The organism is Pedobacter nutrimenti (genome assembly GCF_032678445.1).
Lineage (GTDB): Bacteria > Bacteroidota > Bacteroidia > Sphingobacteriales > Sphingobacteriaceae > Pedobacter > Pedobacter nutrimenti_A.
Window position 1 is genome coordinate 90190 of the sequence record NZ_JAVTSQ010000011.1, and the last position, 20473, is coordinate 110662.

The 20473-nt window shown below is 39.7% G+C and carries 18 protein-coding genes; 9 read left to right on the forward strand and 9 right to left on the reverse strand.

All coding sequences use genetic code 11. The features are described 5' to 3' along the window. Positions 1-23 precede the first annotated feature (23 nt). Positions 24-1148, forward strand: coding sequence for an acyltransferase (locus R2S08_RS20370; protein ID WP_316836862.1), 1125 nt, complete (start codon positions 24-26; stop codon positions 1146-1148). 115 nt (positions 1149-1263) lie between these two features. Next, the gene (locus R2S08_RS20375; RefSeq protein ID WP_316836863.1) at positions 1264-1683 is read left to right on the forward strand and encodes a VOC family protein; all 420 of its coding nucleotides are present in this window, start codon (positions 1264-1266) and stop codon (positions 1681-1683) included. Positions 1684-1725: 42 nt separating this feature from the next. Here the strand turns inward: R2S08_RS20375 and R2S08_RS20380 are convergent, their stop codons facing one another. After that, on the reverse strand, positions 1726-2325 hold the full coding sequence (locus tag R2S08_RS20380) for a hypothetical protein (protein ID WP_316836864.1): 600 nt from the start codon (positions 2323-2325) through the stop codon (positions 1726-1728). A gap of 194 nt (positions 2326-2519) precedes the next feature. Here R2S08_RS20380 and R2S08_RS20385 point away from each other — a divergent pair, with 194 nt between their 5' ends. Next, positions 2520-3104 (forward strand): Crp/Fnr family transcriptional regulator, encoded by a 585-nt coding sequence (locus tag R2S08_RS20385; protein WP_316836865.1) that lies wholly within the window; start codon positions 2520-2522, stop codon positions 3102-3104. Positions 3105-3184: 80 nt separating this feature from the next. Beyond that, on the forward strand, positions 3185-4030 hold the full coding sequence (locus R2S08_RS20390; RefSeq protein WP_316836866.1) for a class I SAM-dependent methyltransferase: 846 nt from the start codon (positions 3185-3187) through the stop codon (positions 4028-4030). 7 nt (positions 4031-4037) lie between these two features. Here the strand turns inward: R2S08_RS20390 and R2S08_RS20395 are convergent, their stop codons facing one another. After that, positions 4038-4415 carry a winged helix-turn-helix transcriptional regulator gene (locus R2S08_RS20395; RefSeq protein WP_133780975.1) on the reverse strand — a complete coding sequence of 126 codons (378 nt, stop codon included), beginning with the start codon at positions 4413-4415 and terminating at the stop codon, positions 4038-4040. A gap of 108 nt (positions 4416-4523) precedes the next feature. Here R2S08_RS20395 and R2S08_RS20400 point away from each other — a divergent pair, with 108 nt between their 5' ends. The 4 genes from R2S08_RS20400 (at position 4524) to R2S08_RS20415 (ending at position 11075) form a co-directional block, all read left to right on the forward strand. Next, positions 4524-5441 carry an SDR family oxidoreductase gene (locus tag R2S08_RS20400; protein ID WP_316836867.1) on the forward strand — a complete coding sequence of 306 codons (918 nt, stop codon included), beginning with the start codon at positions 4524-4526 and terminating at the stop codon, positions 5439-5441. 259 nt (positions 5442-5700) lie between these two features. After that, entirely contained in the window at positions 5701-6462 is a 762-nt protein-coding gene (locus R2S08_RS20405) for an Error-prone repair protein ImuA (protein ID WP_316836868.1), read from the forward strand. A 2-nt stretch (positions 6463-6464) separates the two neighbouring features. Then, on the forward strand, positions 6465-7973 hold the full coding sequence (locus R2S08_RS20410) for a DNA polymerase Y family protein (RefSeq protein ID WP_316836869.1): 1509 nt from the start codon (positions 6465-6467) through the stop codon (positions 7971-7973). Positions 7974-7982: 9 nt separating this feature from the next. Further along, a complete protein-coding gene (locus R2S08_RS20415; protein WP_316836870.1) occupies positions 7983-11075 on the forward strand; it encodes an error-prone DNA polymerase in 3093 nt (1030 codons plus the stop codon). Here the strand turns inward: R2S08_RS20415 and R2S08_RS20420 are convergent. Together R2S08_RS20420 and R2S08_RS20425 are read right to left on the reverse strand one after the other, a co-directional pair. Continuing rightward, on the reverse strand, positions 11068-13164 hold the full coding sequence (locus R2S08_RS20420; protein WP_316836871.1) for a tetratricopeptide repeat-containing sensor histidine kinase: 2097 nt from the start codon (positions 13162-13164) through the stop codon (positions 11068-11070). The two genes, R2S08_RS20415 and R2S08_RS20420, sit on opposite strands and share 8 nt — an antisense overlap. A gap of 185 nt (positions 13165-13349) precedes the next feature. Next, entirely contained in the window at positions 13350-14123 is a 774-nt protein-coding gene (locus R2S08_RS20425) for a PKD domain-containing protein (RefSeq protein WP_316836872.1), read from the reverse strand. A gap of 201 nt (positions 14124-14324) precedes the next feature. On the opposite strand from R2S08_RS20425, the gene R2S08_RS20430 reads away from it, so the two are divergent. Then, positions 14325-14726 (forward strand): glyoxalase, encoded by a 402-nt coding sequence (locus tag R2S08_RS20430; RefSeq protein WP_316836873.1) that lies wholly within the window; start codon positions 14325-14327, stop codon positions 14724-14726. On the opposite strand, the gene R2S08_RS20435 is transcribed toward R2S08_RS20430, so the two are convergent. The 5 genes from R2S08_RS20435 to R2S08_RS20455 are packed head-to-tail and all read right to left on the reverse strand — an operon-like array spanning position 14661 to position 20459. Then, a complete protein-coding gene (locus tag R2S08_RS20435; protein ID WP_316836874.1) occupies positions 14661-15977 on the reverse strand; it encodes a sensor histidine kinase in 1317 nt (438 codons plus the stop codon). The genes R2S08_RS20430 and R2S08_RS20435 overlap by 66 nt on opposite strands. Beyond that, entirely contained in the window at positions 15961-17337 is a 1377-nt protein-coding gene (locus R2S08_RS20440; protein WP_316836875.1) for a sigma-54 dependent transcriptional regulator, read from the reverse strand. The genes R2S08_RS20435 and R2S08_RS20440 overlap by 17 nt, the downstream gene beginning before the upstream one ends. 19 nt (positions 17338-17356) lie before the next feature. Next, the gene (locus R2S08_RS20445; protein WP_166644061.1) at positions 17357-18496 is read right to left on the reverse strand and encodes an ABC transporter permease; all 1140 of its coding nucleotides are present in this window, start codon (positions 18494-18496) and stop codon (positions 17357-17359) included. Between the two features lie 23 nt (positions 18497-18519). After that, entirely contained in the window at positions 18520-19770 is a 1251-nt protein-coding gene (locus tag R2S08_RS20450) for an ABC transporter permease (protein WP_316836876.1), read from the reverse strand. Between the two features lie 20 nt (positions 19771-19790). Then, positions 19791-20459, reverse strand: coding sequence for an ABC transporter ATP-binding protein (locus tag R2S08_RS20455; RefSeq protein ID WP_133780999.1), 669 nt, complete (start codon positions 20457-20459; stop codon positions 19791-19793). Positions 20460-20473 lie beyond the last annotated feature (14 nt).

The following is a 20473-nucleotide window of genomic DNA, read 5'->3' on the forward strand; positions in this document are numbered from 1 at the left end:
CAAATTTGCATATAATTGCACAAATGAAAAACCATTCCCATATTCTTAAATCAAAGCCACACTACCCAATTCTCGACGGGCTTCGCGGCATCGCAGCACTAGTTGTTGTCGGATTCCATATTTTTGAACCGAATGCAACCAGTTCTCTTGATCAGTTCATTAATCATGGATATCTAGCTGTTGATTTTTTCTTTATCCTTTCAGGTTTTGTAATTGGGTATGCTTATGATGACCGCTGGGACCGGATGACTTTATCTGGTTTTTTCAAGCGCCGCCTGGAGCGACTACAGCCAATGGTTGTTTTGGGTATGATTATAGGTGCTTGTCTGTTTTATTTTGCGGATTCACCAAAATGGCCCATGATCCACACCGTTCCCTTGTGGGCAGTTGTTCTAACGATGTTTGTAGGTTTTACCTTGATTCCTCTTCCTCCTTCAATGGATATCAGGGGATGGCAGGAAATGCATCCACTTAATGGCCCTGGTTGGTCTCTGTTTTATGAATATGTTGCAAATATCTTATATGCTATTGGTGTAAGGAAGTTCTCAAAAAGGGCTTTGGCTGCTCTTGTGATGGTTTCAGGTGGTTATTTGATCTATTATGCAGTGAATAGCAAAAGTGGAGACTTGATGGGGGGCTGGACATTGAATAGTGAACAGCTTATGATCGGATTTACCAGGTTGATGTATCCTTTCTTTGGGGGACTTTTGCTTTCGAGAATGATTGTCGTTTCAAAGATCAAGCATTCTTTCCTAATCAGCTCAATATTGATAGCATGTGTATTGTTTATGCCACGAATTGGAGGAGAAGATCACCGATGGATGAATGGACTTTACGAATCGTTCACCATCATATTCATCTTTCCTGCTATCATTTATATCGCTGCAAGCGGAACAGTGTCTAAAGGCATTGAATCTAGTTTATGCAGATTTATGGGTGAAATCTCTTACCCCGTTTATATCACACATTTTCCATTGATCTACGTATACTCTGCATGGCTGAGCAATCATCCTCAGGCAGATACGGGAATGAAAATTGTATACGGTTGCCTCACTTTTATTGGAGCTTTGCTTATTGGCTACCTTAGCTTAAGGTTTTATGACGAGCCTATTCGTAAATGGCTCCGAAAAAAACTTGGAAATGTATAAACTGTTACTGGCACTGACATAAGGTTGTCATCAGGCCATTCTATCTTTATATCAACAAATTCTTCTAATGCCTCAAAAAGGTAATTATTAGACATTTTAACAAAATAAAGAAAATATGAACCTTATTTCAATCAGAATTATTACCGAAGACATTAATCGTTTATTGGCATTTTACGAGTATGTAACCGAAACACAACTCACAAAGTATACGGAGGACTTTGCGGAGCTTCAAACTCCGTTTGGAACCTTAGCTATTGGCAGTACCAGAACTTTACATTTTTTTGGAGGTGATGATGTTGCAAAGGCAGCTCAGAACCGTACAGTGATCATTGAATTTAGAGTTACAGATGTGGATAAGGAATACGAAAGATTAGTTGACTTTCTTCAACCTTATGTGGTACAAAAGCCAACAACAATGCCCTGGGGGAATCGATCTCTTTTGTTTCGGGACCCAGATGGAAATCTAATCAATTTCTTTACGCCTGTTTCGCCCGAAGCGATCAGAAAATTTGAAGGCAAGGGTGTTGAGGTTTAAAACGATAGACGGGAATGGCTCGAGTCATTCCCGTCTATCGTTTTAAACCTCTTTTTTCCACTCGTGTTCAATATTTGTCATTAGCAAAGCATTATCAAATGTAAGAGACCCTTTAGGGAAAACTTTTTCGTTTTCGAAGAAACTTGATTTTACATTTAACACCTCCAGTGGCCTGACTTCCCAGTTATAGGTCTTTAATCTAAGCCCCTCATATTTATTTTTGTTGGGAGAATAACCAAGCTCGCCGCTTTTAAAGAAATTAGAAGCCTCTTGTAAAGTCTCAAAAATAGATTTGTTGCTAAATGTTTTGGTCTCAACAGCATCAATCAACGTTTCGGTGCCATCTGAACTTATAAAATCAATATGGTAATTTCCATTTCTCCCTGTTTTAGTTTTACCATTCTCATCCCACTCAACTGCAATTCTGTGCGCCCCATTTTCTGAGTTTATTCCCATAAATTCGGGTAAGCCCTTGGGCCTTATATTCTTAAGCCTGATGAGACAAATTCCTACAATAGCCCTTCCTTTATAGATAAGAGGTCTGAATGGGAAGGGGATAATTTTCTCAACAGCTGTTGGCTCAGCAGTAAAATTGATCAGGATTCGACGGTCTATATGACCATGTATAATTGGAATTTTCATATATTAAAAGCGAATTCAATTTAATCTTTGGCATAGCGAAAAGGACAAAATAGCCAAAATCAAATATAGACAAATTACGTGTGTACCTCAGTTCTTGAAGTAAGATTGGATAAGTGGTTGAACGTAGTGATACTCATCTATAGTAGATAATTATGTGTTAAATTTGTGTAGTTAATATCAGAGTAAAACAAACCATGGAAAAGGACTTAGATTTTTTTGAAATGATTTATTATCATTCTCTTCTTAAAAAAGAAGATTATAAAGAAATCTGTAATGCACATACTAAAGTAGAGTTTCAGCAAGGATCAATGCTTTTAGAGATAGGCAAAATCGCAAGGGAATTTTATATCATTGAAAAGGGGTTGTTCAGATCGTTTCTCTATGATTATAATGGCAATGAAACAACTACAGAATTTTATTGCCCAAAAGAAATACTAATTGAATCCCTTTCTTTATTTCAAAGAATGCCATCAAAAGAAAATTTTCAAACAATAACAGATGCCGTTGTTTGGAAAATCGAATATGATACCTTTCAAGAATTACTTCAGAACATCGAAGGATTTAGAGAATGGGGTAGGACCTGGGCCACGAGCCAGATCTTTATCCTAAAACAACGCTCAATTAATGTATTGACAATCAATGCTAAGGACAGATACTTGAACCTCATTAAAGAAAGGCCACAAATTATTAAACAATCTCCCTTAAAATACATCGCATCTTATTTAGGTATTACCGATACCTCATTAAGTAGAATCCGAAAGGAAATTTCTACCACATAGCTTTTCTTGTCATAGGACAAGTGCATTATTCTTTGCAACAATTAATTTTGACGTATCAAATCAATTTAAAAGCTAAAATAATGGAAAAAAATCACACCAATCCTGATAGCAGTGCAGTACGAACAGCTTTATGGAGGGCATTACACGTTCAAATTGATGCAAAGCCACCTATATTGGCAGATGAAATCGGTCTGAAATTGATAGACCCAACCGATGAATGGCAACAAAGGCCTGATATGAAGTTTACAAAACGTCTTCGCGCTTCTGTTGTCGCTCGCAGCCGGTTTATTGAAGATTTAATCATTGAACAGAGCACAGAAGGAACTAGTCAGTACGTTATTCTTGGTGCAGGACTTGATACGTTTGCATTCCGCAGACCAGACATTGCCTCCAAACTTCAGATATATGAAATTGACCAACCAGATACGCTGACTTGGAAACAACAAAGGCTAATTGAAATTGGTTTCGAAATCCCACAATACTTGCATTTTGTGCCGGTTAATTTTGAAGTCTCTTCCTGGTGGAAACAATTATTAAAAGCAGGATTTGACACCAGTAAACCCACTGTTATAGTTTCTACAGGGGTAACTCTATATCTAACAAAAGAAGCAATTATTGCATCACTAAAGGAAATGGCAGGGTTGGCATCGGGTTCAAAACTTGCTATGGCATTTTATTTGCCAATAGAACTTCTCGATGAAGAAGATAAATCTATGCAGGAAATAGCAGAAAAGGGGGCAAGAGCATCAGGAACTCCATTTGTAAGTTTCTTTGGCCAGGATGACATAATAACGATGTCTAAAAATGCAGGATTTAAACATTCAAGAACGATCTCAACAAAAGATATGGAACAACTATATTTTTCAGGCAGAACCGATAATTTAGCACCAGCGAGTGGGGAGGTATTTTTATTAGCAACAACTTAGATCTTGCTCATGGCCATCTACTTTTGATCGTTTCTGTTCTATGCAGCATTCCCCAATCAATCATTGAATCAATTACACTAGTTATACTCTTACCAGACTCTGTTAGAATATATTCTATGAGTACAGGAGTTTGATTGTAAACTTTACGTTCTACAATGCCATTAATTTCCAGTTCTTTCAATTCTTTTGACAACATCCTGGGTGTTATTTTATCGATATTGTCTTGTAAATCCTTAAAACGGGTTTTTCCGTGCAGCAGCGAGGCAATTATTGGGAGTTTCCATTTACCATTCATGACATTTAAAGTGTCGGTTAATGCCAGGACATAATGTCGTGGGCATTGCTGCACCTTATCTCTATCTATTAATTCCTTGAAATCACTCATAATAGTATTATATTTCTTAGTATACAAAAGTATAGTACTAATCTTTAATAACAAAGTATACTTAGTATATTAATATCACTAGGTTTACACCACAATAAAATTTAAAATATGATTTTAGTAACAGGGGCAACAGGTCAATTTGGCTCAAAAGTCATTGACCATTTATTGAAAAAGGGTGTTAGACCTTATGAAATTTCTGCTTTAGTAAGAAATGAAGTAAACGCAGACCATCTTAAAAGCATGGGAATTGAAGTGAAAGTTGGAGATTACACAGACTATGATTCATTGGTTAAGGCATTTCAGGGAGTAGAGAAACTGTTATTGGTTTCTAGTAACGATAGAGAAGCTGTCGAAAATAGGACTGTCCAGCACATAAACATCATAAGGGCCGCGAAAGAGGCCAATGTTAAATATGTTGTTTATACCTCTTTTGTGAGGAAAACAAATTTTGAGAATTCGTCAATAGCCGCCTTCCAGAATTCGCATGCACAAACAGAAGCGTATCTGATAAACAGTGGCATTGATTATACTATTCTTCAAAACGGCATTTACCTGGAAATGATACCAATTTTTGCCGGAGAAAAAGTAGTTGAAACCGGCGTCATATTATTTCCTGCCAGGGACGGTAAAGCAAGTTATGTTCTTCGTGAAGAGTTAGCAGAGGCTGCAGCACACGTATTAACAACAGAAGGACATCGAAAGCAAATTTACAGCTTAACGAATTCGACTTCTGTCTCATTTAGTGAGATCGCTACGGCCATAGCTATTCAGTTGGGAAAAGATATTAAATATCAATCTTTGGAAGTTGATGTATTTGAATCTAAACTGAAACAGCTTGGAGTTCCAGACTTGTATATTGGTATGTTTACTATGTGGGCTATAGCTCAGGCACAAGGAACAATGGATGTTGTGAATGATACATTAGAAAAATTCTTGGGTAGAAAACCTACCAGTATGTCTCAATTTATTGCTCAAGTTTATCAGACTTACATACCTCAAATAGCCCTGACTGTGACGGAAAAATGATTTTGTTAATACCCTCTTTACATTGTGAAGAGGGTTTCATCATCGGAAATAGTATGACTATCTTAAGTTATCCTTAGCCCATTGCAGAACTTCTATTGTCTCCATGTTCTGTTGTGCATTGAACGTTTTACTTAAACCTAAAACCCTGTTTCAGTTAATCGCTTATCTGATGCCCTAATTGTAAAAATCTTTTATAAATTAATTGAAATACTAAATTAATTAGTATTAATTTTGTTTACTTATTTTTATTACTAATAAAATGAGTAAATGTAAGGAGGGCGCTATGAATGCAAAACAAGAATTGGTTAACAAATTGCAAAAGGATATTCTTTTGTGGCAGGGCTTCAAGCCTCAGGGAATTGGAGCAGTAGATGCCATTGGTCTGGGAGAAATTGAAAAGGTCTTTCCAAACGGGGTTTTTCCAAAAAAGGCGATTCATGAATTTATTAGCCTGCTACCTGAACATTCAGCAGCCAGTGACGGCTTCATTGGAGGATTATTGTCAATCCTGATGAAGGACGGAGCAGCCTGTGTTTGGATCAGTACTGCGAGGAAGTTATTTCCCGTCTCACTTCGTTTATTCAATGTGGATCCTGAAAGGATTATTTTTATAGATGTCACAAGAGAAAAAGACGTGCTTTGGGTCATGGAGGAAGCTCTAAAATGCGAAAGCCTTGCGGCCGTAGTAGCGGAGTTAAATGATCTAAGTTTAATCGAATCCAGAAGACTACAGTTGGCTGTTGAGGAAAGTGGTGTGACAGGCTTTGTTTTGCGTAAAGATGCCCGAAAGTCAACCACTAATGTGGCAACTGCCCGCTGGAAGATCACTCCGGTTCCAAGTGAAACTGAGGATGGAATGCCTGGTGTAGGCTACCCGAGGTGGAACGTTGAACTAACTAAAGTTAGAAACGGCAATCCTGGAAGTTGGGTGTTGGAATGGGGAGGCGATAGATTTGTTGAGGTTACCAGGGTTCAGCAAACAAATACATGGTATAATAATGAGGAAAGACAAATTGGTTAAAAATGCAAAAACGATATGTTTCCATATGGTTCCGTCACTTGTTGACCGACTGGCAGCTTATACGTCAACCGGAACTGAAGGAAATACCTTTTGTTTTTGCTGCACCAGATCATGGTCGCAATATCATCACCGCTGTCAGCCCTCTGGCAATAGCACATGGCATTGAAGTTGGCATGCGTGCCGCAGATGCAAAAGCCCTTTGTCCGGAACTGCAGATGCTGGATGATAAACCTGGTCGGCCGGCTAAGTTGTTAAAAGGAATTGGTGAATGGTGTGTTAGGTATTCCCCAATAGTTATGATAGATGATTTCTCTGTTGATGGATTGATCATGGACGTGAGTGGCTGTCCCCATTTATGGGGTGGTGAGCGTGAATATCTTAAAGAAATTGTGTCCAGATTAAAAAGCAAGGGTTATACCGTACGTCTTTCCATGGCAGATACTGCCGGGACAGCCTGGGCAATATCGCGTTTCGGTACAGTTACACCGCTAATTGCTCCTGGAAAACATACCGATGCCTTACTTTCCCTGCCACCCGAAGCACTGCGCTTACCCGAAACTATTTTAACTAAATTACGTAAGCTTGGCTTTTACCAGATCAAAAGTTTTATTGGTATGCCGCGCTCGGTATTGCGAAGGCGTTTCGGAGAGGAATTCTTAGCCAGGCTTGGTCAGTCCCTTGGCACAGTCGAAGAAATCATTACCCCCATGCAAGTCCCAGTTCCTTTTCAGGAACGCCTGCATTCCCTGGAACCAATTAAAACCAGGAGCGGCATTGAAGTTGCAATCACCCGGTTACTCGGAAATTTATGCATGCGATTGAAAAATGAGGGAAAAGGACTGCGAACAGGAATATTGACTTGTTATCGCATTGATGGTAAAATTATACAGATTGATATCGGTACCAGCGGCGCTACACACAGTGTTCGTCATTTATTTAAACTTTTTGAACTTAAAATAGAACAAATACGCCCTGCTTTAGGTATCGAATTATTTGTAATGGATGCAACCAAAGTGGATGATGTAATACCCGGCCAGGAAGCACTTTGGGCGGGAAAACCAGGATTGAAAGAGGAGAGCGTTATCAGACTTTTAGATCGGGTGGCAAGCAAGGTTGGTGCAGAAGTAATTCACCGATATGTTCCTGCTATGCATTATTGGCCGGAGCGATCTGCAAAAAGATCTGCCTTGATTACTGAAATACTGGAAACAGATTGGCATGTCGATAAACCACGTCCTACCGAGCTACTTAAACAGCCTGATCCAATCGAAGTCATGGCATTGATACCTGATCATCCACCAAAATTTTTCATTTATAAGGGGATAAAACATTTGGTTGTAAAGGCAGATGGACCGGAGCGAATTGAGCGTGAATGGTGGCTGGACAAAGGTGAACATAGGGATTATTACCAGGTAGAAGACGAACAAGGGCAGCGATACTGGCTATTTCGTTCAGGTCACTATGGAGGTCAACAAAGATATCAATGGTTTATACATGGCTTTTTTGCATAGGAGGGATATATGGACTATAGCGAATTACAAGTGACTTCAAATTTTAGCTTCCTGCGGGGCGCATCACATCCGGATGAAATGGTTAATCAAGCCGCTGTATTTGGATATAAAAAGATTGCCATTACTGATCGAAATACCCTTGCAGGTATTGTACGGGCCCATGTCGCAGCTCAAGGAAAGAACATCCAGATCATTCCTGCCTGTCGCCTTGATTTATTGGATGGGCCAAGTTTACTCGCTTATCCAGTAGACAGAGAAGGATACAGTGAACTTTCTGCATTACTTACAAAGGGTAATCTCCGGGCAGAAAAAGGACAATGCCATTTGAATAAGACGGATGTTTATGAGCATGCCAAAGGTATTCTTTTTACTGTAGTTATGCCCAATCAGCTTAACCGCCACTTTAATTTTGAAGACTCGTTTGTTCAACACATTAGTGAATATAAACAGGCTTTAGATGGACAAGTTTATCTTTCTGCTACGCGCAGTTATTTAGGTAACGACGACAAATTGATTTTCAGGGTGGAGCAACTCTCCAATTGGTATAATATACCTGTTGTAGCCACCAACGATGTACATTACCATGAACCTTCGCGCAGGGAGCTACAAGATATTCTTACTTGTGTTCGGGAAAAGTGTACCATTCAGGAAGCTGGTTTCCGTTTACATCAAAATGCAGAGCGCTTTATGAAGCCTGTTGAAGAAATGCACAGATTATTTAGAAAATATCCTGAGGCGATTCGCAATACGATGGCTATATCTGAGGCATGTACATTTTCTCTCGATGAATTGAAATATGTTTACCCTGAGGAAATTAATCAAAGCGGTCGCAGTCCACAGGAGGAATTGGAATACCTGACCTGGAAAGGTGCCCATGAATTTTATGGAGAAGTGGTCCCTGAAAAAGTTGTAGGCATGATAAACTATGAAATGGATTTTGTAAAAAAAATGGACTATGCCAACTATTTCCTGTTTGTAGAGGATATTGTGCGGGAAGCACGTAGCAGAAATATACTTTGCCAGGGCCGTGGATCAGCAGCAAATTCAGCGATTTGTTTTTGTTTAGGGATCACCTCGGTAAATCCGATGAAGTTTGACATGCTGTTTGAACGCTTTATTTCCCCGGAAAGGAATGAACCGCCTGATATAGATGTTGACTTTGAACATGAAAGGCGTGAGGAGATCATCCAGTATGTCTACAATAAATATGGTCGTGACCGTGCTGCAATTGTTGCTACAGTTACACAGCTTCATCAAAAAGGTGCTATACGCGATGTTGGAAAGGCAATGGGACTATCGGTTGATACGATTAATCGCCTATCTGAACAGGGGGGGAGTCCACAAGATCCGCATTTGAAAAAGACACTGGAACTCACTTCTCTGATGATGGGTTTTCCCCGACAGCTTGGTCAGCATACGGGTGGATTTGTGGTTACTAATGGAAAGCTGACCGATCTCTGCCCCATATTAAATGCAAGGATGGAGGACCGGACAAATATCGAATGGAATAAGGACGATATTGATGCACTCGGCTTTTTGAAAGTTGATGTTCTGGCATTAGGGATGCTGACCTGTATCCGTAAAGGTTTTGATTTATGTAAACAACATTATGGGTTGAATTTGACTTTGGCCAATGTCCCGCAAGATGATTCTGCGGTTTACGATATGATCTGTTTAGCAGATACCTTAGGCGTTTTCCAGATTGAGAGTAGGGCACAGATGTCCATGCTTCCGCGGTTGAAGCCAAGGGATTTTTATGATCTTGTTATTGAAGTAGCGATTGTAAGACCAGGGCCGATACAAGGAGATATGGTTCATCCATATCTTCGCAGGCGAGATAAAAAGGAAACAGTTGAATATCCTTCGCCAGAACTGGAAGAAATCTTAAGCAGAACTTTAGGCGTACCACTGTTCCAGGAACAAGCCATGAAAATTGCTATTGTTGCTGCAGGGTTTACACCAGCAGAAGCTGATGGACTGCGGCGCAGTATGGCCACCTTCAAGTCTAAGGGCCTGGTCAATCAATATGAACGGAAACTTATTGATGGCATGATGAAAAAGGGATATACAGAAGAATTTGCCAAGCGGATATTCAAACAGCTGGAGGGGTTTGGTAGTTATGGTTTTCCAGAAAGCCATGCAGCAAGTTTTGCACTCCTGGTGTATGTGTCATGTTGGTTGAAGCATTATTACCCTGATGCGTTTGCAACGGCCTTACTCAATAGCATGCCTATGGGCTTTTATCAACCCGCACAAATCGTAATTGATGCGCAAAAACACAATGTAGAAGTTCGTCCTCCTGATATTAATTTTTCTACCTGGGATAATCTACTGGAAGAAAAATCTGGAGAATATTGTGCAATAAGATTAGGGTTTCGTCAGATCAAAGGCATTCGTGAAGAAGATATAGAGGTTTTGGTGAATTGCAGAGGAAAAGGTTTCCAAACAATTACTGGCCTAATGGATGCAGGCTTAACCATAACCTTACTGGAGCGTTTGGCCGATGCAGATGCATTCCGTTCTATCGGACTTGATCGTAGAAAGGCCCTTTGGGAAGTATCGGCATTGCAGGATAGACCAACTGAAATATTTAAAGGTCAGCCCTCAGAAAGTGTATTAGAAACACAGGTTGAATTGCCACTGATGACACCGGGCGAACATGTGGTTCAGGACTATGCTACAGTTGGACTGTCGTTAAAAGCACATCCGGTTAGCTTTGTTCGTCCGCAACTGGAAATGTTGCGTATTCTATCCACACATGCAACCAATAACGATGCGCAAAATGGGCAACTCGTTAAGGTGGCAGGTTTGGTATTGGTTAGGCAAAGGCCCGGAACAGCTGAGGGCGTCTGTTTCATCACCATAGAGGACGAAACCGGGTTCAGCAACCTTGTTGTATTTGAAAAACTATTTGAAAAATACCGCAAAGAAATCCTGCATTCCAAACTCCTTATGGTTGAAGGACGGTTACAACGCGAGGGATTGGTGGCTCATGTCATTGTTAGTAAATGCGTCGATCTGACCAAGTTGCTGGGGCGTTTAGTGCAAAGAGAACAGGAAGATCCTGATGATGTGTTTTATGGCGGAAGGAATTTTAAATAGTTCTTTGGAGAGTAAAGAAGAATGTTGACCCTTCACCAATGATACTTTCTACCCAGATATTTCCTCCGTTAGCACTAATAAATTCTTTACAGACCACCAGGCCAAGACTGGTTCCTTTTTCATTATTTGTACCCACTGTACTTACGTTATTCAAGCTAAATATAGCTTCTAAACGTGAAGGTTCTATCCCGATTCCACTGTCCCTGAACTGGAAAATGGCTTGATTGTTTTGATAGGCCTGTACCGATATATGGATAATCCCTCCAACAGTGGTAAATTTTATAGCGTTAGATAAAATATTGCGAACCAGAAAATCCAGATGATCTGCGTCACAAAAAACCTGCAGTCCTGGTTCAATATCCTGCTCAATAGAGATTGATTTCTGCGCAGCCATTTCCTTCAGCAGCAAAACATTGCGGCTGATTGCCTTTTCCGGACTGACATCACTCTGGTGGATCATAACCCCTTTTAGTTGCATTTGTCCCCAGCGTAAAATAAGATTTAGGGTATCCAGTGTAGTACCACACTGGGATTCCAGTTTTCTGAGCATAAGTGATTTTTCCTCCTCAGATAACCAGCCTCTGTTGACCAGTTCGAGAAAGCTAAGAATTGAACCTAGCGGACTTTTCAGGTCATGCCCAAGAATTGAAAACAGCTTGTCTTTTACATTATTCGACTGTATAAGGTCAGTATTGGCTTTGTTCATGCGTCGGTTCAAGTTCCTGATCTTAAAAAAGTAAGCACCCAGGATCAGTAGTAAGGCTATACTACCTGATATAATCCAGAACATGATTTTTTGTTCGAGCAATTGTTTACTATTTACAAACTTCAGCTGTTCAACCTTAGCCTGAGACTTGGTCAGCTCATACTGCGCCTGCAAATTGGATATTTTAATGGAAATATCCTTGAAGTAAAAACTGTCGGCGATGCTATATTGCTTGGTTCTTGCCAGATAGGCCGCTTTATAATCTCCTGATTTTTCAAGCAGAGCGGGAATATGTGACAAGGCTTCAAGAATCTGTTTATTGGCTTTCTTAGTTTGTCCTACGGTTAGTGCCTGCTGAAAATAATTTAGGGCTATAGCCGGTTTAGAAGGCTCGTAGCTTTCTGCAAGTGCCATCAGGCTCTGGAATTCCCGGAGGCTATTACTGATCTTTCTCGATTTCAGTAAGGCTCCTTTCTGAAGTTCAATGGCTTTTGCTATTGCTCCTGATTTTGCATATACCTGGGCCAGTCCAATGGTAAGGGAAATATTTAACCCCATCATTTCAGGATAATTGCTTTGGCTGATGCCCTTTTCAAAGTAGTAGATGGCTTTGGACATTTCACCCGTTTCCCTGTAGGCGGTTCCAAAGTTCAGACAGGTATTTAACTTCAGGCTTGAGAAGGGAAGGGTATTGCCGATTGCTTCAGCTTGCTTGTAATAAGAGATCGCACGTTGGTAATTATGGCGGAAAGCATACACTTCACCAAGAGTAATATACGACTCCATAATCCCGCTCTTATCCTTATGTTGCTCACTTATCTTTAATGCCTGAAGAAAATAGGGAATTGCTGCTGCCGAATTGCCTTTCCTGTTTTCCACAACGCCCAGGCGGATATTCTCTTTAACAATTCCTTTATAATTATTCAGGTGTTTGTAGATTTCGAGTGCTTCCAGGTAATGTTGCCTAGAGGATTCTGCATTACCGGAGTTATCATCGATCATGCCCATCTGGTTGTGCATCCTCGCTATACCTTCTTCATCTTTAGTCCTTTTTGCAAGATCCATCCCAAGATTCACAAAAAACAGAGCAGAATCCGGTTTATTATAGCGGTAATGAACGACTAACTTTTCATAGGCATTAATATCCAGCGCAGAAGGTTTTGACTTTACAGGTTTTTGGAAACCATAAAGTGTGTGAAAACAGCTTGGTAGAAAAAAGCAGATAAGGAACGTACGCAAAAATGACATAGCAGGATTACCAGGACAAGGTTGGCGCCAAAGATAATAGTTTGCTGTTAAAAGCAATGGTGTGAAATAGTTGAAAATATGATTTATGGTCTCTCTGAACCTTCCGCGAAGAGCTTCAGGTTCTGATGTTCGCACATTAAATCATATTTTCTTGGGTGCAGACCGGGTAGGGTGGTTAAAAGGAAAAGGAAAATTTTGATTTATGGTCTCTCTGGATCTTACAGGCCCTGATGTTCGCCCATTAAATCATATTTTCTTGGGTGTAGGCCGGATAGGGTGGTTAAAAGGAAAAGGATTATAATACCTGAGATGAATGAATCTTATTCAAAATACAGGTACATTTCTATCTCACTAAAAAGGCTTAAGTTTACAATAAGCCCATTGAAGGAAGGTCTGATAAAATTGATGGTCTGACTGGAGCCGACAGCCCAGTTGGATGTTAACCAATGCTCCCCACTTGCATTTTTAGCTATTAAAGAGATTAAATATCTTCTATCTTCCAGTAATTTTTTTTCCAAGACTATTTTGTCCTTTAGTACAAATCCGTAAGATTCTTTTCCTGAGTTGGATACGTTCTTGATTACAGGACTTGTGTAAATGACTTCCGCATTGGGTGGATATGCACCCTGAAATATTTCCTCTCCATTTTTTAGGAGCTGTATTTTAAGATAAACATCTGCATTTGCCGTTAATGGCCAGCTGGTATCTCTAAAGTTTGGATCCAAACTCCAATAAATCCTCTTTATGTTAATTTCTTTAAGCACCCTGTCCAACACCTTAACTTTTTTTGATACAGCGGTTTGTTTACCATTTTGTGCCTTTGCAGTTAAGGTAATAGTATAGGTGCCCGACTTAGGATAGGAAAGTACAAACTGATTGTTTTCAGATGTTCTGCCGTCGCCCAAATCCCAATGTACCGACGATGCGTTTTCTGCTGAACTGATCAGCATAGTAGTGTCAGTGGTAACCAAGGAAAATTCATTTGCCTGATTGTGGCTAAACGTAAAACTTGCAGTAGGTTGAAGTGTGTTGCTTTCTTTTTTGCATGCAGCAAACAAAGCGATTAGCGTCAGGGTAAATAAGAGCTTATTCATAGTTGTAAGAGTGTTTACTAATATAAAAGATATTCAAAATACATAGATTAACTTACTGTTATATAAGTGTTAATATCTTGAATAGGCATTAAAAAGAAAGAGGGCCAAGCTTGGAAACCTGGTCCTCATTTCTCATTAAATTAACGTTCTCTTCGTAAAAGAGAATAAATATTTCGATACTTTCACCTGAAATTTATACTTATGGAACATAAGGCGTTATCTATCAGGCCATTTATAGGGGCTGAGAATTTTGAGGTTTCTCGAAAGTTTTATACCGACCTGGGATTTGAAGAAACAGTGTTATCGGATAATATGTCTGTTTTTAAAAGTGGAATTACCAGTTTCTATTTACAGAACGCATATGTAAAAGAATGGATAGATAATACCATGGTTTTTATGGAAGTTGATGGGATTGAAAGATTTTGGGAAGAGCTTTTAGCATTAAACTTACCTGATAAGTACGAAAAAGTACGGTTAACACCTGTTAAGACTTTAGATTGGGGTAAGGAATGTTTTGTACACGACCCGTCTGGGATACTATGGCATTTTGGTGAATTCAGGGATAATAATTTTAAATTCAGTCCAGTCGCCGCTACTTTGTAAAGAAAATTTAAAATTGTGGTTATAGAGTATTTCTCTTGTTAACATCAGGCCAATACCCTGTCCATTTTTTGTGGTACTAAAGAAAGGAGAGAAGAGCTTAGAACTAACTTCATCTGAAATTCCTGGACCAGTATTGGCAATAGAAATCATTTTTGATGATGATGAAGTTTGAACACGTATGGTTCCCGATGGATTCACTGCTTCAATTGCATTCTTCAGAATATTAATAAAGACTTGTTCCAGTTGCTGATAATCTGCAGATACATGAAATGTTAACGCGTCTACTTCCCACAACCAGACCACTTCTTTTCTTTGAGCTCCTGTTTCCATCAGTAAGGCCACTGAACGTAGTAGTGAATTTAATTCAACCTGGTGAAAGATGGGTTCGGGAATCCGGATTACCCTTGCGAAACTGGACATTACCTCACTTAAACCTGTATTTCTACCGATTGAAATTTGCAACGCATTCTCGTAATCTTCCTGGTCTTCTTCATCCAATTGGTCTTTATAATTTAAGCAACTGTTTAAGAGGGAGTTTATTGCGCCTATGGAGTTGTTCACCTCGTGCGACATCATCTTGATTACTTTTTCGTAAGCATTCTTCTCCTTCAGGTAAATCTCCCGGGTCAGTTCCTCAATGGTAATAAAAGTTCTGGCATAGCCACGGTCTGTAAAGGTCGCTTTATGGCATTTATAAGACTTTATTCCATTCAGGTTGATTACTTTGGCTTCATTATTAGCTAAAAGCAGTAATTCTTGCGGAAGTTTGCCGTTGATCTGGTTTAGTGATTTTTCCAAAATCTCTGTTTGTGTCAAATCAAATATTTTCATAGCTGCCGGATTTACAGAGGCGATCATTTCATCAAATCCGAGTATGATGATCCCTGAAGGTGAAGCTTCAATCAATTTTCCCAGGAAAGAACTCTTTTCAACCTGCTGCAATCTTTCCTGTCTTAGCTGATCGATCATGAGGTTATACACATAAATCAGTTCATCCATTTCCGGATGACCTATAGTATTTAATTTTGCACTGAAGTCTTTATCCTTTAAAGATTCTATTCCCGAAGAGATGGTGTCAAAAGGCCGGCTTATCGCAGTGTATAATAAATAGGTTAGCCCCAATGAGATAAAAATTAAAGCTTCGCCGATCAGGAATGTCGTTCTGTTTACCGTATAAAACTCGGTAAGAAGATAAATAAATATTGTATGAATGGCAATTGCCCATAGCAAAACTTTAGTTTTGAGTTTCATAAGGGATATTGTACTTTTCCAGTTTGCGATATAATGTTCCTCTGCTTAAACCTAAAGCTTTAGCGACTCTGCTGATGTTGTTTTGATGGAAACTCATGGCATTTCTGATCATAGTAAGCTCCATTTCATCAATTGACAATGTGCCTACAGCCGGTAGTGTTAAAGCAGTATTGGACAGGCGCTGCTCTTCGAGGTGTTGTTCAAAGTCTTTTATTTTAAGTAGGTCTGTTTCACTAAGTAAAACAGTGCGTTCAATTAGGTTTTTAAGTTCACGGATGTTGCCAGGGAGGGGAAGTGATTTTAACCAGCTGAAGGTATTTTTATCAATTTGTAAGTTCGGCCTGTTGTAGATTTCCTTCAGGTTCTTCAGGAAGTAGTTAGCCAGAATTGGAATATCTTCGCTTCGTTCACGAAGTGGTGGTAATCGAATGATGATCAGATTGATGCGGTAGTACAAGTCTTCGCGAAACTTACTTTCTGTAATCATATCTCTTAAATCACGGTTGGTTGCACAGATTACACGGACATCAACTGCCCTTGTTCGGCTATCGCCCAGTACTTCGTATTTGCGATCTTGTAATACCCGTAAGAGTTTTACCTGGCTGTTTAGGTCCAAATCACCTATTTCATCTAAGAAGATGCTACCATTATCTGCAAGCCCAAACCTGCCAATCCTATCATTGCGTGCGTCGGTAAAAGCTCCACGTTTATGGCCAAACATTTCGCTTTCAAATAAGCTGGAAGAGATTCCTCCAAGGTTCACTTTTACAAATGCTTTATGTTTACGGGGACTGTTTTGGTGAATAGCTTCGGCAACAAGCTCTTTGCCTGTGCCACTCTCGCCGATAATGAGTACTGAAGCATCGGTACGGCTTACCCTTGCTATGGTTTGCAGCACTTCTAAGAGTTGCGGGTCTTCTCCTACGATGTTTTCAAAACCGTATAGTTCATTTAATTTCTTTCTGGTTAGTGCGCCTGGGGTATCTGGATCTGTAGATAGATCCAGAGCTGTTTTTAATGCATGCATCAAGTGAGCATTATCCCAGGGTTTGTTGATGAAATCTGAGGCGCCCGATTTCATTCCTTCGACTGCTAATTTTATGGTACCCCAGCCTGTCATTAAAATTACGGGTAGGGCTGGTCTGGACTCTTTAATTTGCCGAAGCATAGCCAACCCATCCTCACCGGTAGTTTCAAGGGAAAAATTCATGTCGAGCAGAACTGCCTCTATTGGCTTTTCTTTAAGGTGCTGTAGTGCTTCTTCAGGTCCATTGGCTTTAATGGATTTAAAGCCATTTTGTTTTAACAGGAGGCTCAATGAAGCACATACAGCCATATCGTCATCAATGATAAGAATCATAGGGAATAATTAAATAGATTTATTCTTCGTGTAAAGCCTCAGATGGGTTGAGCCTTGCGGCTTTTAAACTTGGATAAAAGGCACAGCTTAACATCAGCAGGTATAAAAATAAAGCAGCGCATGCTATACTTATACCTCCGTAATATCCGTTCATATAGGGTTCTAAATACTGCATAATTAACAATTGAACAGCGATCAATACGCCCGGTAAAATACCTAAGGTAGTAAGAACTATGGATTCCCCAAGAAATTGCTTCAATATATCAACTGGACTGGCTCCCATAGTTACTCTTAAGCCCACTTCTGCTTTTCGTTTAGACAGGTTGTAACTGAATACGCCGGAAATCCCCAGGAATACATTGATGACCAAAAATGCAAATACAATTAGCGTTACACTGAGTTGAATATAATCCATTTTCTGCGCATACTTTTTAACCAGTGTTAAGGATATATTTTGCTTAATCAGAATTTCTGTAACGCCAACCGAGGTAATGGCTTTCCTGATTTCGTCTTCCATCAACTGGAAATTATCAGTGTTTTTTGATTTAAGAAGGTATTTGTTGGCTGGTGTTTGTAATGGAAGAAAAAAACCAGGACTTAGATTAGCGGAGGTGTTTTCTCTGAAAATTTCCGAAATGCCAATGATAATGGAGGGCTTATTGTCTATCAAGATGGTTTTTCCAATAGGATTTTCATTTTTAAAATCCCGTTCAGCCAAATCTTCTGTAATTACGATTGGAATGGAGTTTAAAACGTAGTCTTTTGCCCCGAACCATCTTCCTTTTAATAGCTTAATATCCAGTACGTTTTGATAATACTCATCCACTTCGAATGCTAAAGCGTTGCTGACCTGTTGGTTGTATTTTATTTTTTCTTCTTTGCCCCACTGGTTAAATGGAATAACATGTGTGGAACTAACCAGTTCTATATCTTTAATAGACTGGAGTTTGTGCCTGATCAGGTCGTTATATTCCAGTTTCTTATTTTCTGGTATATTTTGAAAGTCGAGCTCTACCATCCAGGCATCTTCATAATTATAGCCTAATGGCCGGAAATAATTGCTTAACTTTTTCAAATTCAGTCCAAGGCAAAGAAATAGGGCTGTAAAGGTGATAAATAACTGAAGCAACAGAAAAAAATGCTTTTTCTTCTGGTTCATGATCATTTTAAATAGGTGCAAAATCATAAGGTGTTTCCTCCTTTCAAGGCGTAAATAACATTCATACGAGACATTTTCCAGGCTGGGTAAACTCCAGAGATAAGCCCCAGCAACAGACAGGAGAAAACACAGAAAGCAAATACCCGCCAGCTAATGATGAAGCTATCTGTTTGCATTTTGAATAAAGGGTCGAAAGTATTGATAAAATGTATGAGCAGCTGAGAGGCGTAAACAGATAGGCCGAGACCGATCAATCCGCCGATGAGGGTGATGATGATGTTTTCAATAACCAGTTGCCCAACCAGGTCGCCAGAGGTTGCGCCAAAGGATTTACGTATGCCGATTTCTTCGGCCCGTTCACCTATACGGGTGACATTGATGTTTACCAGGCTGATTGCTGGAATAAGCATGAAAAGTGTCAGGATAATGAGCACCACAATGGCGGTCTTCCCATATTCAGGTTCGTCATCATCAAAGGAACTGGTTTTAGAGAATTGTTCCAGAGCGGTAAAGGCCTGTACTTTTACAGAATCGGCGCCCGGAATTGTATTTTTTATTTTTAACCTGCTCCTTAATTCTGCACGTACTTTTCGTAAATCATCTGTTTTTGCCAAAAGCATTGCGCTGTATGTTCCTTCAACTGCTTTATCCGTGAGTTGAATATTGGCGTCGGTGCTATATGGAACATAAACATCCGAATAAATTTTGCTAAATGGAGTGGCCGATTTAACCACACCGATTACCTTATAGGACAGGCCTTGTATAGGAATAGTTTTGCCAATAGCGTCATTTTTATTAAAGAAATATGCTTTTGCTTTTTCGCTGATTACTGCAACCCGTGCACCTTTTTTTACCTCATTGCGATTGAAGGCTTTTCCTTCCAGGAATTTGAAATCTGTTATTTTCCAGAAGTTTTCATCGGTTAATTTGAGGGCATGTCCTGCGGTTTTCCCATTTAAAAAAGAAATAAACTCACGGGTTGTGAAATATGAAATCGTTTCGACACTTTCCAGGTTCCGTATGTTTTTTTGCAGAAAGGTTAGGCTTGGCATGGCATCGGTCCTTTTGTTGTTTTTATAAACCGATACCTTATCCAGTATCAGGGTTCTGTCACGCTTAACCTCGGGAGGATTTGCACTAACGATCTGATCAATAAAGGATGCGAATATAGTGATGATCATGACGGTGAGGCTAATGCCCAACAGCGTTAGTGCTGTATAATACTTCTTGCGAAGCATGACTTTAAAAGTGAGTTTTATATAGTTTTTCAACATAATATTTAAGTTTAGGTAGGTTAACTTATTTGCTGACCATCAAAGAAGTGGATAATTCGCTGTGTCTTTTTTGCCATGTGCTCATCATGGGTAACCATAACAATAGTTGTTTCGTCAATTTTATTCAGGTGTAGCATTAAATTCATTACCTCTTCGCCCATGGTGCTGTCCAGGTTCCCGGTTGGCTCATCGGCGAGCAGGATCTCTGGTTTTCCAATAATGGCGCGGGCAATGGCAACACGCTGGCGCTGGCCCCCGGAGAGTTGATTGGGATAGTGTTTGATACGGGCGCTTAAACCTACTTTTTCCAAAGCTTCAAAAGCTTTTTTACGTCGTTCTGTACTTGAAATGCCACTTCTGTAGAGTAATGGAAGCTCCACATTGTCTATGACCGAAAGATCATTGATCAGATGATAGCTTTGGAAAATAAACCCAAGTTTAAGATTTCTGAAAGCGGCCAGTTTTTTACGGCTAAATGAAGTAACCGATTGATTGTCCAGGCTTAGTGAACCGCTGGTTGGTGAATCCAGTAATCCCATGATATTTAACAGGGTACTTTTACCACAACCAGATGGTCCCATAATAGCCACAAATTCACCTTTATTAATTTTAATATTGATGTTGTTAAGCGCAGTAGTTTCGATGGTTTGTGTACGATAAATTTTTTCTATGTTTAATAATTGTATCATTTTGGTTTGGTTTA

Excerpts from the sequence above, each read along its gene's own strand:
- R2S08_RS20455 (WP_133780999.1), bottom strand. The coding sequence starts at position 20,459 with ATGATACAATTATTAAACATAGAAAAAATTTATCGTACACAAACCATC.
- R2S08_RS20430 (WP_316836873.1), top strand. The coding sequence starts at position 14,325 with ATGGAACATAAGGCGTTATCTATCAGGCCATTTATAGGGGCTGAGAAT.
- R2S08_RS20395 (WP_133780975.1), bottom strand. The coding sequence starts at position 4,415 with ATGAGTGATTTCAAGGAATTAATAGATAGAGATAAGGTGCAGCAATGC.
- R2S08_RS20400 (WP_316836867.1), top strand. The coding sequence starts at position 4,524 with ATGATTTTAGTAACAGGGGCAACAGGTCAATTTGGCTCAAAAGTCATT.
- R2S08_RS20375 (WP_316836863.1), top strand. The coding sequence starts at position 1,264 with ATGAACCTTATTTCAATCAGAATTATTACCGAAGACATTAATCGTTTA.
- R2S08_RS20450 (WP_316836876.1), bottom strand. The coding sequence starts at position 19,770 with ATGTTGAAAAACTATATAAAACTCACTTTTAAAGTCATGCTTCGCAAG.
- R2S08_RS20445 (WP_166644061.1), bottom strand. The coding sequence starts at position 18,496 with ATGAACCAGAAGAAAAAGCATTTTTTTCTGTTGCTTCAGTTATTTATC.
- R2S08_RS20415 (WP_316836870.1), top strand. The coding sequence starts at position 7,983 with ATGGACTATAGCGAATTACAAGTGACTTCAAATTTTAGCTTCCTGCGG.
- R2S08_RS20435 (WP_316836874.1), bottom strand. The coding sequence starts at position 15,977 with ATGAAACTCAAAACTAAAGTTTTGCTATGGGCAATTGCCATTCATACA.
- R2S08_RS20425 (WP_316836872.1), bottom strand. The coding sequence starts at position 14,123 with ATGAATAAGCTCTTATTTACCCTGACGCTAATCGCTTTGTTTGCTGCA.
- R2S08_RS20370 (WP_316836862.1), top strand. The coding sequence starts at position 24 with ATGAAAAACCATTCCCATATTCTTAAATCAAAGCCACACTACCCAATT.
- R2S08_RS20440 (WP_316836875.1), bottom strand. The coding sequence starts at position 17,337 with ATGATTCTTATCATTGATGACGATATGGCTGTATGTGCTTCATTGAGC.
- R2S08_RS20385 (WP_316836865.1), top strand. The coding sequence starts at position 2,520 with ATGGAAAAGGACTTAGATTTTTTTGAAATGATTTATTATCATTCTCTT.
- R2S08_RS20410 (WP_316836869.1), top strand. The coding sequence starts at position 6,465 with ATGCAAAAACGATATGTTTCCATATGGTTCCGTCACTTGTTGACCGAC.
- R2S08_RS20380 (WP_316836864.1), bottom strand. The coding sequence starts at position 2,325 with ATGAAAATTCCAATTATACATGGTCATATAGACCGTCGAATCCTGATC.
- R2S08_RS20390 (WP_316836866.1), top strand. The coding sequence starts at position 3,185 with ATGGAAAAAAATCACACCAATCCTGATAGCAGTGCAGTACGAACAGCT.
- R2S08_RS20405 (WP_316836868.1), top strand. The coding sequence starts at position 5,701 with ATGAGTAAATGTAAGGAGGGCGCTATGAATGCAAAACAAGAATTGGTT.